Origin of the sequence: Lysinibacillus sp. NPDC092081 (assembly GCF_044755845.1) — a bacterium.
Taxonomy (GTDB): Bacteria; Bacillota; Bacilli; order Bacillales_A; family Planococcaceae; genus Lysinibacillus.
This window is the reverse complement of sequence record NZ_JBIVRU010000004.1, coordinates 47,367-62,618: the sequence shown is the minus strand read 5'-3', so window position 1 is coordinate 62,618 and position 15,252 is coordinate 47,367. Positions and strand designations below refer to the sequence as shown.

13 protein-coding genes are annotated in these 15,252 nt (G+C 37.8%); all 13 read right to left on the bottom strand.

What is annotated here, in order from left to right:
* Complete coding sequence (gene fabG / locus ACIQLB_RS09315; RefSeq protein ID WP_400724204.1) at nucleotides 1–732, bottom strand: 3-oxoacyl-ACP reductase FabG; 732 nt, start codon at nucleotides 730–732, stop codon at nucleotides 1–3.
* Nucleotides 716–1,627 (bottom strand): intracellular short-chain-length polyhydroxyalkanoate depolymerase, encoded by a 912-nt coding sequence (gene phaZ, locus ACIQLB_RS09310; protein WP_400724201.1) that lies wholly within the window; start codon nucleotides 1,625–1,627, stop codon nucleotides 716–718. The genes fabG and phaZ overlap by 17 nt, the downstream gene beginning before the upstream one ends.
* Before the next feature lie 12 nt (nucleotides 1,628–1,639).
* The gene (locus tag ACIQLB_RS09305; RefSeq protein ID WP_400724198.1) at nucleotides 1,640–2,644 is read right to left on the bottom strand and encodes a 3-oxoacyl-ACP synthase; all 1,005 of its coding nucleotides are present in this window, start codon (nucleotides 2,642–2,644) and stop codon (nucleotides 1,640–1,642) included.
* Entirely contained in the window at nucleotides 2,641–3,654 is a 1,014-nt protein-coding gene (locus ACIQLB_RS09300; RefSeq protein ID WP_400724670.1) for a branched-chain amino acid ABC transporter permease, read from the bottom strand. Before ACIQLB_RS09300 ends, ACIQLB_RS09305 begins: the two co-directional genes overlap by 4 nt.
* 2 nt (nucleotides 3,655–3,656) lie before the next feature.
* A complete protein-coding gene (locus ACIQLB_RS09295) occupies nucleotides 3,657–4,529 on the bottom strand; it encodes a branched-chain amino acid ABC transporter permease (RefSeq protein ID WP_400724195.1) in 873 nt (290 codons plus the stop codon).
* A 15-nt stretch (nucleotides 4,530–4,544) separates the two neighbouring features.
* Nucleotides 4,545–5,252, bottom strand: a complete 708-nt coding sequence (locus tag ACIQLB_RS09290) for an ABC transporter ATP-binding protein (protein WP_400724192.1) — start codon at nucleotides 5,250–5,252, stop codon at nucleotides 4,545–4,547.
* On the bottom strand, nucleotides 5,227–6,003 hold the full coding sequence (locus ACIQLB_RS09285) for an ABC transporter ATP-binding protein (RefSeq protein WP_400724189.1): 777 nt from the start codon (nucleotides 6,001–6,003) through the stop codon (nucleotides 5,227–5,229). The genes ACIQLB_RS09290 and ACIQLB_RS09285 overlap by 26 nt, the downstream gene beginning before the upstream one ends.
* A 91-nt stretch (nucleotides 6,004–6,094) precedes the next feature.
* Nucleotides 6,095–7,336, bottom strand: coding sequence for a substrate-binding domain-containing protein (locus ACIQLB_RS09280; RefSeq protein ID WP_400724186.1), 1,242 nt, complete (start codon nucleotides 7,334–7,336; stop codon nucleotides 6,095–6,097).
* A 464-nt stretch (nucleotides 7,337–7,800) separates the two neighbouring features.
* Nucleotides 7,801–8,619 carry an alpha/beta fold hydrolase gene (locus ACIQLB_RS09275; RefSeq protein ID WP_400724184.1) on the bottom strand — a complete coding sequence of 273 codons (819 nt, stop codon included), beginning with the start codon at nucleotides 8,617–8,619 and terminating at the stop codon, nucleotides 7,801–7,803.
* Nucleotides 8,620–8,837: 218 nt separating this feature from the next.
* Nucleotides 8,838–12,026 carry a BTAD domain-containing putative transcriptional regulator gene (locus ACIQLB_RS09270; protein ID WP_400724181.1) on the bottom strand — a complete coding sequence of 1,063 codons (3,189 nt, stop codon included), beginning with the start codon at nucleotides 12,024–12,026 and terminating at the stop codon, nucleotides 8,838–8,840.
* 179 nt (nucleotides 12,027–12,205) lie between these two features.
* On the bottom strand, nucleotides 12,206–13,015 hold the full coding sequence (locus tag ACIQLB_RS09265) for a putative protein N(5)-glutamine methyltransferase (protein WP_400724178.1): 810 nt from the start codon (nucleotides 13,013–13,015) through the stop codon (nucleotides 12,206–12,208).
* Nucleotides 13,016–13,136: 121 nt separating this feature from the next.
* Entirely contained in the window at nucleotides 13,137–13,640 is a 504-nt protein-coding gene (locus tag ACIQLB_RS09260; RefSeq protein ID WP_400724176.1) for a GrpB family protein, read from the bottom strand.
* A gap of 344 nt (nucleotides 13,641–13,984) precedes the next feature.
* On the bottom strand, nucleotides 13,985–14,911 hold the full coding sequence (locus tag ACIQLB_RS09255; RefSeq protein ID WP_400724173.1) for an alpha/beta fold hydrolase: 927 nt from the start codon (nucleotides 14,909–14,911) through the stop codon (nucleotides 13,985–13,987).
* Between the last annotated feature and the right edge of the window lie 341 nt (nucleotides 14,912–15,252).

Sequence of the window (15,252 nt, the reverse complement as noted above, 5' to 3'; positions counted from 1 at the left end):
TCACATCATAATTGCTCCATCCACATGAAGCGTGTGACCGTGGACATAGGAAGCCTCATCAGATGCTAAAAATAAATAGGCATTGGCAATATCTCTAGGTGTCCCTAATCTTTGCAATGGCACGATGGAGCGCATTTGTGCCAGCACATTCTCTGGCATTTTTTTCACCATGTCTGTTTCTGTAAAGCCAGGGGCCACCGCATTCACGTTGATCCCCTTGCGCCCCAATTCCTTCGCCCAAGTTTTTGTCATGCCGACAATAGCGGCTTTTGTGGCAGCGTAATTCGTTTGGCCGACATTGCCATAGATACCGCTAACAGAAGATGTATTTATAATTTTGCCACCACCGGCAGCAATCATATGTGGAATGACCTCTTGCGTACAATTGAAAACGCCAGTCAAATTCACATCAAGCACTTGGTGAAACTGCTCTTCCGTCATTTTTGTTAACATTGCATCACGTGTAATACCTGCATTGTTCACTAAAATATCAACTCGGCCCATTTGCTCTATGGCTGTTGCCACTAAGTTCTGAACGCTCTCTCTATCTGCAACGTCTACTTGCACAAATAATGCTTGATTCCCTAAATGTTGGGCGGCTGAAACACCAGCATCCTCATTAAAATCTGCAATGACAACGAATGCACCTTCTTCAATAAATCGTTCAGCAGCAGCATAGCCAATCCCGTTCGCAGCCCCTGTAATAATGGCAACTTTATTGTTTAAACGCATATTTTTTTCCCCCAATTTCTAAAAAAGCTTCAATTTCAGAAGTAAGCTGTGGTAAGTCATCTATTAACGGAGAGTGACCACAGTCTTTTAAGCTGACAAATTGCGCATTTGCACCTAAATCGAGCATTGTTTCGTCATTCATTCCTTCTGTTATGACGTAATCACGATCCCCTCTTAACACTAAAACTGGAATAGTGATCTGTTGTACCTCATGAGTACCTTTTGTGACCTCATGATCAACAGCACTTATATTGAAGACATTTAATGCATGATAAACTTCAGCTAAATTTCGTTGCGTCAGCATATCCTCTACATATGTCTGATAGTGTTCTGGGCTAGGCTGTTTATGGGTGTAAATAAGTGCGTTCCAGACCGACTGTAAGCCTTGAACATTTTGCGAATCATAGAAGCCTTGTACTAATTTTGTTTTAGATGTATCGACGAGTACTTCTTCATAGGTAACAGCCCTTTTTAATGCTGCTTGATTGCCAGTACCTAAATCCGTGTAAAATGGATAGCCCCTCGTAGATGCCGAGGCTAGTAATATAAGTTGCTGACAATAGCCTGGATATTGAGCGACAAACTGCATACATACAGCTCCGCCCGTTGACCAGCCAATCATGTCAAACTGCTTCAATTGAATGGCATCTACAAAAAGTTTCACATCCTCGCTAAAATCCTCAATCGAGGAAATTGGTTTATGATAAGATGAACCACCAAAGCCCCGTAAATCCATCGCATAAATTGTATATTTTTCATCCAATTCATCGATTAGAACGTCCCAATGTTTAGAGGATGTCATATTGCCATGAATAAGTAATAAAACACGTTCTCCCCCTTGGCGTTTACGATAAGCAATTGTTTCTCCATTTGATAGCTGAACAGTTTTTAACATTGCACTTCCCCCTTATCCCCATCGAATCGTAATAGCTCCCCAGACATAGCCAATACCTGCACTAACAAGTGTGACGATGTCTCCATCGTGGATACGGCCTTCATCTAACGCCAGCTGTAATGATAATATTTGATCAATTTGTCCGATATGACCATACTCTCGTAAGTAGATGGATTGCTCCTGCTGTAAGCCGAGTTCAGATAAAATATAATCATGAGCAGATTTTTTCATATGAAGCATTGCTAAATAGTCAATATCCCCCTCAGCTAACCCACTTTTCGCCAAGGATGTTCGAATAACCTTCAAAAAATTGCTTAAAGATTTTTGCTCTAAGCGCTCCTTCATTCCAATTGGATCGATCACATCAAGCTGATACAAATGATTTTCTAAATCAAAAGGCGTCAAAGGTTTTTTTGTACCACCGACAGGCACGACTACATCCTCTGAGAACGAGCCATCCGTCATAATATCTGCCTCTAATAAATGATTTTTGTCATAGTTTTTTTGTAACAAGATAGCACCACCACCAGCAGCTAAATTGTACATAAAGCGTGTTCGAGGATTGCTGTAATCGATAAAATCAACATTTCGATAGCCACCAGCTAGGAGTATAGTATGAATGGTATCATCCGACGCCATTAAGCTTTTCGCTAGTTTTAGCGCCATTATGGTCGTGCCACATCTTAACTGCACATCGAATGCCCAAGCATTTACGGCCCCTAGCTCCTCCTGCATTTTTATAGAGGCAGTCCACAAGGGATACTCCTTATGCTCCTCTCCCATATAAATCACAACATCAATGTCTTTCGGGTCGATATTTGCCTTGCGTATAGCATCCTGTGCTGCCCATATACCCATTTGAACCGTATGATCGTGCTCACCAGGAATAGGCTTTTCATAGATACCCATTTTTTGTCGAATAATATCCTCTGGAATATTGGAAAGCTCCGCAATTTCTTTAGATGTCATTTTCGTTTGCGGAATATAGATTCCTGTACTTACTATACCAACAGTCATTCAAATCGCTCCTTTTCCTGCGACAGGGCAACCGATGTTTGGTCTTTTTCCTTGTGCTTTAATCGCCATTTCCAAAACATCATGCGCAGCGATCCAATAATCCCTTTTGGGAAAAAGATAACCGCTAAAATATAAAGAATCCCAAAGAAGATAATCCAACGTTCAAATATTGGATAATCACGAGCTAACCCTGAAAGTGCATGCTGTGCATATTCGATAACAGCAGATCCTAGTAATGGTCCAACTAATGTACCAACACCGCCAATAATCGTCATTAATAATGCATCTAACGTAATGTCCATTGTCATCACACTCGTATTGACAAAACGCAGTGAGACAGCATATAAGGACCCTGCTAAGCTTGCAACGGTTCCTGCGACAACGGATGCAATCACTTTATAGTACAAAGTGTTATAGCCTAATGATTTTGTTCGTTGTTCATTTTCCCGAACAGCAATTAAAATTCGACCAGTTGGCGAGTTAACGAAGCGATATAGGACAATAAAAATAACGACTAAGCATGCCAGCACGAAGAAATAAAAGGTCATTCGATCTCTAAATATTTCGGGTGCTCTAAACGTAAAGCCATCATTTCCGTATGTGACAGAACGCCATTTTTCAGCCACTACTAAAAATAGTCCCGAAAAAGATAATGTCAGCATCGCAAAGAAATGACTTTTTAATCGAAGAGTCAGTAATCCTACTAAGAAGCTAATGACCCCTGCTAGCAACATGCCGCTAACGATAGATAATAAAAATGTAGAAAGTGTTGGCTCCATTTGTTTCAACATGACAGCCGTTGTGTAGGCACCTAAACCAAAAAACATCGCATGCCCGAACGACACAATACCTGTATAACCAAGGAGAATGTCATAGCTCATCGCTAAAATACCGAAAATAAAGATTTGCGTTAATAAAATAATGAGCGTCCTTGAATCATTGACGAAAGGGAGAATCACTAGAATAGCTAACATGAGGAAGAAGCATAAATGCTGCAATGAAAACCTCATTTTCATGTTGATCTCTCCTTTCTCATAGCAAATAAACCTTGTGGTCGGAAGATTAAGACAATGGCCATTAAAATCATATTGACCGCGAGTGATAGCACTGGCACATAATAAGCCATAAAGCTACCTGCTAAGCCGACTAATATTGCTGCCAGTAGCGAGCCCGAAAAACTGCCCATTCCTCCGATTACGACAACGATAAAGCCTAAAATCGCATACTCCATACCCATTTCAGCATAGATGACACCTGAATATGGAGCCATTAGCATGCCGCTAAGTGCTGCTAGTGCCGCGCCTACCATAAAAACATATAAAAATACCCGCTTTATATGAATGCCAAGTGCCTGTGCCATTTCTTTATCCTGTACACCCGCCCGAACGATGAGCCCAATTTTCGTTTTCTTTAGCATGTATTGGAAAATACCGAAAATGATAAAACCTACTACAATTATAAATAATCGATATTTTATAATAATAACGTCTCCAATTTCCCAGCTACCTGTTAAGTATCTCGGTGTTTTCACTGCTACACCATTTGGACCAAAAACAACTTTAATCAACTCCTGTAGCACAAGCATCAGCCCTAATGTTATTAAAATTTGCTGAATATGATTGCCATACACAGGTGTTATAATTAATTTTTCAGTAATAAACCCCAATAAAGCCCCTGTTACAATGGCACCTACAATCCCAATTAGAAAGCTCTCAGTGTATATATAAGTAAAGATCCCAGCATAAGCACCCCAAACAAATAAACCACCATGTGCAAAGTTCAAAACATCCATTAGTCCAAAAATTAACGTCAGACCAGCAGCCAGTAAAAAAATTAACATGCCAGTTGCAAGGCCATTAATAACTAAATTGACGAATAGCTCCAATAAAGTACACCACCTTTAACCGATTCCAAGATATTTTCTTTTTAGTTCTTCATGATGGATAAGATCCTGCATGTTGCCCGAATGAACTGTTCTGCCATCATCAATCAATGTATACGTATCGCCAATTCGACTCGCCATCATAAAGTTTTGCTCTACAAGAATGATGGACGTTTGCTTTTTCATTTCAACGATGGCCTCCATCACTTTCTCTATCACTATGGGCGCTAATCCTTTAGAAGGCTCATCAATCAACATTAACTTACTATCATTGATAAATGCCCGTGCCATGGACAGCATTTGCTTTTGACCACCTGAAAGATGCCCGCCAGCCTTCTTCCAAAATTTCTTTAAATCCGGAAACAGCTCCAGCACATAATTTTGTCGTTCTAAAGTAGCTGTATCTTCTTTACGCATGGCCACTTTCATATTCTCCTCTACGGTTAAATCTGCAAAAATACCTTGATTTTCGGGTACATAACCAATTCCTAATTTTGCAACTTTATAGGTCGGGCTTTTTTTAATAGAATGTGAGCGAAATTCTACCTCGCCCTTTGAAGCAGGCGTTAAGCCCATAATCGTTTTTAAAGTGGTCGTTTTGCCCGCTCCATTTCTACCAAGCAGTACACTTACTTGCCCCTCTATGGCCTCAAAATTGACGCCCTGCAAAATATGGTATTGACCTATATATGTGTGGACATCATTTAATTTCAGTAAGGTGTTCATCGTACAGACCTCCTAAATATGCATTTTGTACGGTTTCGTTTTTCATGATGTCCCCTGGTGTTCCATCTGCAAGAAGCTGGCCATTAAATAGCACCATAATCGAATCCGACAAATCTAGAATCATATCCATCTTGTGCTCAATGAGCAAAATGGTTTTATCACCTTGATTTTTAATAGTGCGAATAACATCTAAAATCGTTGGTACCTCCTCTAAGGACATGCCTGCCGTTGGTTCATCAAGTAAAAGGATTTCCGTATCAAGTGCTAACAGCATAGCAATCTCAAGCTTTCTCTTTTCCCCATGGGATAGCATTGTCGTAAGAGCATCTCTTTTATTGTCAAGCAATACAAGTGTTAATAGCTCCTCCGCTTTTTTGGTAATCGCCTTATAGCTTTTGTAATGGCGAAATAATTGGTAACGAACTTTCTCCTTGGACTGCACAGCTAAACGAACATTTTCTAAAACTGTTAGGTTCGGGAAGACATTCGTAATTTGAAAAGAGCGCCCTAGCCCCATTCGTGTTCTTTCAATAGCTGATTTTTGCGCAAGTGACTGCCCCTTAAAATAGACATCCCCGGCAGTCGGCTTTAACTCTCCACTAAGTAAATTAAAGAAGGTTGTTTTTCCAGCTCCATTTGGTCCAATAATTGATTTCAAATGCTTTTCCGGCATATTAAAATTCACATGGTCGACAGCTGTGTGTCCGCCAAAACGAATAGTTAAGTTTTCTGTTCGTAAAATGGGTTCCATCGTATTCTCCTTTCTAGTACTTCTATCTCTTTTCACCCATTCTCATATGAAAGTGGGTGAAGAGAGACAGAAAAATATCTGTCTCGTAATTTCACTTATTCATGATCGGAGGTGCCGTTTCTTCAGGGCTAAGCTCACGAATTAGCACTGGTACTGGATAATCTACACCATCTTGTTTTTCTAAACGGATAGAATACATCGACTGTAAAGCTTGATGGTCTTCTTTTCGGAAAGTCATCGTTCCTTTTGGTGTTTCAAATGACATCCCTTCCATAATGCCGATAAGTTTATCCGCATCTGTATCGCCATTTGATTTTTTCAGCGCATCAACAATAGAGATGGCTGCTGACATGCCTCCTGGCGTAAATAAATCCGGAACTTCATTGAAGCGTTTTTGATGTTCCTCCACTAACCATTTATTCACATCATTTTGTGGTAACGTATGATAATAAACAGAGAACCCTTCCATACCGATTAATGGATTCATAAATTTCAATGCAATAATATCTGGTGCACCCGTTGAAATTTTAATGCCCTTTTCTTGAATTTTTAAATCTGCAATTTGATTCCACGGTGAGTTTGCACCAGCCCATACAATAAATAGATAATCTGGTTTTGCAGCAATTACTTTTTGCAAATTGGACGTAAAATCAGTTGCTGCTGGATCTGCATATTCCTCTAAAACAATTTCTGCGCCTAACTTTTCCGCAGCTGTCTTAAACGCCTTCACCCCATCCAAGCCAAAAGAATAGTCCGGTGCAAACGTTGCGATCTTAACACCCTTTCCAGCAATCGCAGCCGCTGCTGCATAAGCATCCTGAGAAGAATTTCGTCCTGTACGGAAAATATATTTATTAAATTCTGAGCCCGTAATGCTATCTGCTACCGCAGGCTCCACCACCATTATTTTTTGATATTCTTCTGCAAGTGGTAAGACAGCGAGCGTATCACCTGAGCTAGAAGAACCTACTAAGAAATCAACCTTGTCATCTTCTAATAGCTTTGTCGCTTTTTGTACCGCCACCTCAGGCTTTGTTTCTGTATCTTCATAGACAATTTCTATTTTCTTACCGTTAACCTCCATCGTGCCGCCTGTAGCATAGTCAATCCCTAATTCAAAGCCATTCTTTGTTTGTTTCCCATACGACTCCAGAGCACCCGTCAATGACGCAAGCACACCGATTTTAATAGTGCCTCCTTCCTCAGTATTTCCCTTTGTATCATCCACCGAAGCCTTATCACCTTTTGAACTATCCTTCGTCCCCTCCGAATTACAAGCCACCATCACCATCGTCAGCATCAATAAAAGCACAAATAACCAATGCTTCTTCATCCCAAAACCCCTTTCATAATAAGTTAAAAAGAAAGCGCTTTCGTTGCTATATCCACTATATAAAACTCCAGTTACAAATTAGTTACAATATAGTTGAGCGTTAGCGTAACGACAGCGACAAAAATCTTTAATGAGCTACAGTTTTGAGATTTATCGAGAACTTTTGATTGTTTATCGACCAACTTTTTTAATTTATCACCCAACTTTCGAAAAATATCGATATCTACCTTCTTGTGGGGAGCTACTTTTCTGCGACGAAAGTGTGGTTTTTTCCGGGGATGAGAGGTTTATCGGAATAAATTTACGTTTTATCGGAACAATTTTGAGATTTATCGGAACATTTTCAGATTTTATCGGAATGTTTCATCGATTTATCGGAATCTTTTAGAAAATACACTACCATGATGAGCGCACACAAAAAGGACTCACCTAATTTGGTGAATCCTTTTAGCTTGGCCTAAAGATTAATCATTAAATTCCTCTACCCTATCCAACCATTCAAGCAAAAGGCTATTAAACAAATTCGCTTTTTCAATTTGCAAGTTATGTCCAGCTTTATCTAAAATTGTGAAGGCTGCTCTTGGGTATTTATCTAAAATGGCAAAAGCGTCCTTATAGCCAACCATGGAATCCTGTTTGCCTAGCAAAAATAAGCAAGGTTTATCAAATGAAATTTCATCTACAAGAAAAGAAAAACTATAGCTTTCTTGGATTTTCTCTAAAAACTCCACATCCGCATTTTCTATACCCGCTAACACTTCATTTGTATAACGTTGACAATTATATTCATTTAAAACAACTAGATGAGAGCTAAAATCTTCTAGCTCATGTTTCGTTAATGTCGATAAAAATTCTTTATCCGTCGAGACAATACTTTGTGGTGGTACTGTTCGACTTTGTTTATCAGGAATAATCAATGGACAAATAAACGCTGCTCCCAAAATTTGTTCATGATACTCCCTCATGATTCCTCGCACTAAATATCCACCATAAGATTCTCCTACTAATAAATAACGTTCATTTGGTATTAAGGAGTGAATTAGTTCTACTACAGCTTCTAGCATTTCATCTGAGTTACTGATCTTTTCGTAGTCTGTCGTCTTGCCCATTCCTGGAAGGTCAATATAGATTCGTTGCCAGCCCTCCCTGTCTGCAAAAACAGGCTCCATACATCCCTTCATTAATCTATGATCTGGCGAATATCCATGTAGCATTACGATTGGTGTTCCAGTCCCAATTATTTCATAGTAAATATTCGCCTTACTTACCTTACAAAATGACATAGTAGTTCCTCCAATATTATTATAAAGTGGATTTCCGTTCCGACTGGGCGCTTTGTTGCTGACGCTTCGCTTTCGCACAGATAAAACATTTGTCGCTGACGCCAGAGCAAAGCTTCCTGGGGGCGTCCGATGAGCCGCTAATCCCCAAGGATCGCCCAGTCTCTACTACAATCCATGAGTCATTATTACAAAAAAATGGTTGTTAAACCAAATATACACTACCCGATTATTAAATCATAGACAACCATCGTCGATTCCATCGGTGTTGTACTTAGTTCACTTTTTAATTGCTGCACACATTTTTCATACCATTTTAACGCGAGGGAGCGGTTTTGTAATTGATAATAACTATACATCAACAACCGATAGCCTTCTTCCCATAATGCATCCTCACGAATCATTCTTTCTGCATAAAAAATAGCTTGCTTATAATTTTGTTGCCGCGTCGCATTTTGTGCTAATCTTTCCAGTACTTCAATATATAATGATTGCAGCTTTTCACGATCCTGTATAAGCCATTCTAACTGCTTTTTTTCAGCATAAAGAACATCTTTATAGCTCGTTTCAGCAAGATGCAGCCATTCATTTGACAATTGTGAATCGAACTCCTCCATCCCTAATTCATAAAAATAAAGAAAGCGTTCGACATCGATTTGCAGAAACTGAATTTGCTGCAATTGGTACATATTATTTTTACGCTCAATGAAAAAGCTGTCCTGACGCGCATTTCTATTTGGCTCAAGAACCTTTAATAACGTATTCAATACAACTTTAAAATCTCGATCTAATGAATCAACATTCCGCTCTGGCCATAATGCCTGGGCAATCTCTTCCTTTGGCGTAAACCGATTGCGATGACAATATAAATAAACGAAGAGCTCCTTCGATTTATCGCGCTGCCATTCTTTAACTTCAAGCTTTCGATGCTTTCTTATTAAATCTAAACTTCCTAAAAAGTTCACCTGCACTTCCTCATGTGGATAAACAATATTGTCCTCAACTTGAAAATAGCTACGCATCGTCAAAATAGGGGCATTTTCCCCATCACATTTTCTACTAAATTGTAAAAGCTCATAAAAAATCATCCTATTTGGTGGACCAAGAATGGTTTTCCTTTGTAAAAAGTAATCATAGCCATTATTAATGCATAACTGTGCAAACAGCTGAAAATAATGATTGAATTGTTGAGGATTATTTTCTTTGAAGGCAATGACAGATTGAAAGAAAAGTACATGCATCTCACCATTTTGATCGCCACAGTCGTTGAAAAGTCGCCGTGCCTTCATTAATAATTGCCGCGCTCGTTCAAATTCCTGTTGAGAAATAATAATTTTAACCTCAGCGATTAATATAAGAGCGGTCATCCATGCATCTTGAACTTGCTCTGTTTCACGTAAGCCAAGTGCTACATATTTTTTAGCAGAAATAATATCTCCTTGCGCATGTTTGACAATTGCAAGTCCCATGTACGGCTCGGCCTTTACGCGAGAAATATTAATCGTATTCATTAATGTAAGGGCTTTCTCATAAGCATTACAGGCTCCGTGATAGTCAGGAAAATCTATTAATAGTAAAGCATGTGCTTTGCGAATATAGCCAACAGCCTCAATAAATACCGATTTTTCACGTAATCCCCTACGAATCCCATGCTGAGCGGCATACCAAGCATCCTTCCCTAGCCCTAATAGCGCATAGACAAATGATGCTAGCAGCTCACTCTCTCTATGTGTCGCTACAAGCTGTGGTGGTAATTCCAATCTCTTCGTCAGCAATTCCTTTGCTTCTAGAAGCTGCCCTGTTCTTAATAATAGTCGAACATCGACATTTGCTCTTTGTAGCACTTCCTCCGTCAAAGCAACCTCATCCGTAAAAATTTGAGCACCTTTCGCCTTCCCTAAATTCACCAAATTTTCAGCATACTGACGTTGCAATTCGAGAAGTTCCTCTTCGTTTAACGGCGTATGATTTGCTAATTCTAATGCCCTTTTTAAATGCGGCTCTGCCAATGCCGGCTGGATTGTATCGAGATAAATATGTGCTAAACTTGCCTGCGCTTTCGTCATAAAGAGATAATCATTCTTACTTTTTGCGATGTTTGCACAATTTTCATAGCATTGCCTCGCTTTTTCATAATAAGCACGGTAGCGGTGGCACTCACCTTCGAAATAATACATTTTGTAATATTCTGATTTTTCATCAACTGTAAATCGGTTTATTTTTTCTAATAACCACTCAAATTGCCCAGCACGAACTAGACTTTCAGCATGATTTTGTAATAGCTCACCACAAAAACCATGATCATTCGTTTTAAATGCATGATGAAGAACAGCTTGTATATTGTTTAGTTTTACATAATACAATGCTGCTTGTTTATGCAATGCAATATATTGCGAAGCATCTTGTTGCCATTTTAGCTCTAAAAAACGACTAAACAAGGCATGAAAACGATATAAACCATCCGTTGTGATCGGTTGAATAAATAAATGTCGCTGTACAAACAATTTTAACGCCTCTGCTATTTCCGAACCATAAAATTGTGTAATAAGCTCCTCTGAGAAAGTAGGAAAAATCGCCAGTTTTAATAATGCCTCTTGCTCGAAAACAGACATCTTAAGATAAACTTCCTCCGATAAATAGGTGAAAAGATCATTTGTTGAGATATTTAGCCAATGAGCTAATGTCTCTTTGTCCCATTGCTCAGCTAATAAAGAAATACTAATGGCCCAGCCCTCTGTAATTTCTAAAACCTTAGATATTTCACCTTCTGTTAAATGCACTGCTACGTAATCCTCGAAAAAAACAGCGATCTCCTCAGAAGAAAATGCTAATTCTCCTTCTGCAATAACGAGTAATTTTTTTTGTAACTTTAATCTCCTCGTAATATCCCAATTCGGCAACGTTCTAGAAGCGATGATAAAATGAACATTCGGTGGTGAAAACTCAATTATTTTTTCCATCACATAATTAATATGAAATTCATGATCAACGAGATGGTAGTCGTCAATGACAATTAAAATCGGCCCTTCGATTTCACATAAACTATTGACAAACAGCTTAAACCAACGATTAAGTTCCTCTATTTTCGGAAAGCGAGATAATTGATTCCATGCATCAAATTCTTGACCGAAGCTCGGAACAATTCGTGTGATACTAAAAAATAAATGCCTTAAAAATGGCAATATATTATCATCTTCATCCGACACACTATACCAAGAAAATTTATTTGATTGAGCATGTAGAAATTGTGTAAGGCTTGTTGTTTTGCCATACCCCGCCCCACTATGAATAAATGTGCAAGTATGGTCTAGGCTTTTTTTTAATGTTCTCATTAATGTAGCTCTACTAATACAATGATTGGATGGACTCGGTGGAATACATTTTGATTGAATAATAATGTCTGTCGTCATTTAGTGATAACCTCCCCATTCAACTGGTTATGTAAGGTTACAAGTCTTCAGAGTTAAAATCTTTTATGAGTTCATCATTATAACGCGGGGGCGATCTTGTGAAATCTTTACATTTAAGTATTAAAAGCGAAAGCTCACGTACCGCATTTGTTGCTGAGACAAACCGTGTCATCAGTAGTTTAAGGATTTCTTCCAATAACAACCGTTGCATCTAATTTATAATCTCTTGCTATTTTAGTAATTAGCCCAAAATCAGCAAAAATTTCTGAAGTTTGAGTAGCCTGAATTTCACTAGTCTCTATCAATAGATGTCCACCAGGAACAAGCCAGTGAGAAGCCTCTTCTATTACCTTTCGCTGAAGGTCTAGTCCATCCATTCCTCCATCAAGCGCCACTTTTGGTTCATATAAACGAGCTTCTTGGGGAAGCAGTTTTATTGAATCAGTAGGAACGTAAGGTACGTTAGCCACTATGATGTTCACTCGACCTTTTAATGAATCTGATAATGCGTCATATAAGTCACCTTGATAAACGTGACCACCAATCTTAGTTATATTACGGGATGTACATCGTACAGCAACAGGGTCAATATCAACAGAGTGTAATAAAATCTTTTTAAGGTCGGTTGTAATTGCCGCACCAATGGCACCAGACCCGCAACATAAATCCAAAACAATATCATATGGGCGGGTTATAATTTTTGCTTGCTGAACTAGAAACTCTGTACGTCGACGTGGTATAAAAACTCCCCGTTCTACTTCTATTCGTAGCCCACAAAACTTCGTAAACCCAAGCACGTATTCAAGCGGTAAACCACTTACTCGTTTTTCTACCATTTTCATTAAATCCTCTATACTTCTAGCCTCAGAGGTAAGTAACTGTAATTCTTCTTCAGCGAAGACACACCCCTCACTCCGTAGTCTGTTGATAATGCTTTTTTCAGTTTTATTATCTAAAAATAAATTGATTTTTTGTGCTATTAACCTCACCTCTTCCTTCATCCCAGTTATTTATCTTTTTATTCTAGAAATAATATAAATGTCCTTCATCAACAAAGCTGCTCCGTTAGTTAATAGCAACAATCTTTTCGAAAACAGCCCAGCACAAAAGTTACTTATCGTATTTCTTAAACTCGGGAGTTTCCATTAGTCTTTGGAAAAAGATATCTTTGGCTTCCCTATAGTCATCCATTGATTTGGCTTCATATTCTTTCTTCAATTTATCATATGCATCGCGATATTTATTATTTGCCAATAAAACTTCTCTAAATTTCCAAAAGAAATCAAACTCAGAATCAATTACAGTTAATTGAATCCCTAAAGGAGGATTACTTGTATCATCTTTAAATGCCCTAAATGTATCTGTTTTGACACTTTCATCATTTCTTTCATATAAATTTGATAAAAGCTCTACTGCTTTCGAAAATTGTTCAGCGCTAACACGTACTTGGATGTCTAAATCACCTTTAGTCACGCTATCAGGAATTGCTGAACTACCAACATGCTGGATATCCGCCTCTGGTAGTAATTTTTTTATTTTATTTTCGTGTATCAAAAAAGTTTTCTCAGCATTTTCATGAAATAGTTCACTAGTAAAAAAATTTACTTTTTCCATATAAAACTCCCCCAATCTAAACTAATTCTATAGTAAGTATTGTAATTCAAATTGGTACTTTACCCTTTATTTTACCATCATAGCCCAATTTTACCCTATCGCCAATATGAAATGTTGCATCTGGATTCTTCGCAAGATTTACAATTACTACCTTTTTAGGTACATAAACTATTGCACTTGGGCATTTATCTCCTCAATTGCACCTGTAAAAGTTATTTTTACTTTATTAAAAAAAAGAATCCATTTTGAAAAGATTGATCAAAATGGATTCTGATTTATGTTTTGTTTTTCCATAGATATGAAAACCTTTGCTATACCGCGATTTAGAGGATGGTAAATGTAAACTAATTAATACTTATCAATGACTGATTAAACTTGATTGACTCTTCCCACTGGGGAAAATGACTTGAATTTTCGAACCAAATGAGTTTTTTTGGCGTTTTTATTGTGTGATAGTAATCCTCTACTAATGACGAAGAAACATGCTGATCATGACGCCCCTCAAAAAAAGTAATAGGGACATCGAAACTCTTGTATTCACTAAAATCTATTTCCATGAGCTCTTGCCACAAATATTGAATAGATTGTAGACTCCCTTTTTCGCGATTGATTAAATCTTTAAATGTGTACTTTGATGAAAAAATGAAATCCCTTACCAATTGGTTGTAATTACTTTTTCCATATAAAGAATGTCTGTATCGAACCACTAATTTAGTAACAAATAATAAATCGATTAACCAATCTTTTTGAGTCAATGAAAGGTCAATATTTTTCAATCGCTGAACTATCTTTTTTTGATTCCGTTCTTGACTTTCTTTCAGAACAAAATCATATTGACACTTCAACCCTTCTTTCATGTTAACTACTTGACCACATCCAAAATAACTATGTACTAGCTGTGGATATTTTTTAATGAAAATTAAGCCTAGTACACTTCCCCACGAATGCCCTAAAAGGTAAACTTTTTCTTGTTTAAACGTTTCTAATAAATAATAAATTAAACTGTGTAGGTCCTCTATGTATGTTTCAATAACTATTTGTTCCTCTTCAGAAAATTTATAGTAGGATTTTCCAGACCCTCTTTGTTCCCAGACTACAACATTAAACGTTTTTCCAAGTTCTGAGTTATATTTATAAATCAGTGGTAAAGCGGCATCACCTGGACCACCATGCAAATACACTAAAAGAGGCAGATTGTTATCTTCACCAAAAATAGAAATAAATTGTTTGGAAGAGCCTATTTTTATATATTTGGACACTTGAGTTTTCATTTTCTTCTCCTACCTTACTATCTATGATATATCTACCTTGGATAGAGCCGTTAAGAAAGCTTACTACTGTCTTTATCTCATTAAATAAGAACCACATACTATATCGGATAAAAAAGGGTTTATTTAACAACAAATATAATTAATTACCATAAAAAACCCAATGATTTGTTATATCGATGAGTTCGCTTTACGTAATGTTAGCAATTATGCAGTCGTTAATTTTGTCATCTCCAGCTTTTGATGAGCGTTTTCAATTATTGTCAGTTTACCTCTATAGTGATTTAACAAAATAACTTGCTAAAAATGAAAAACCCGATTATCAACTATATGATAATCGGGTA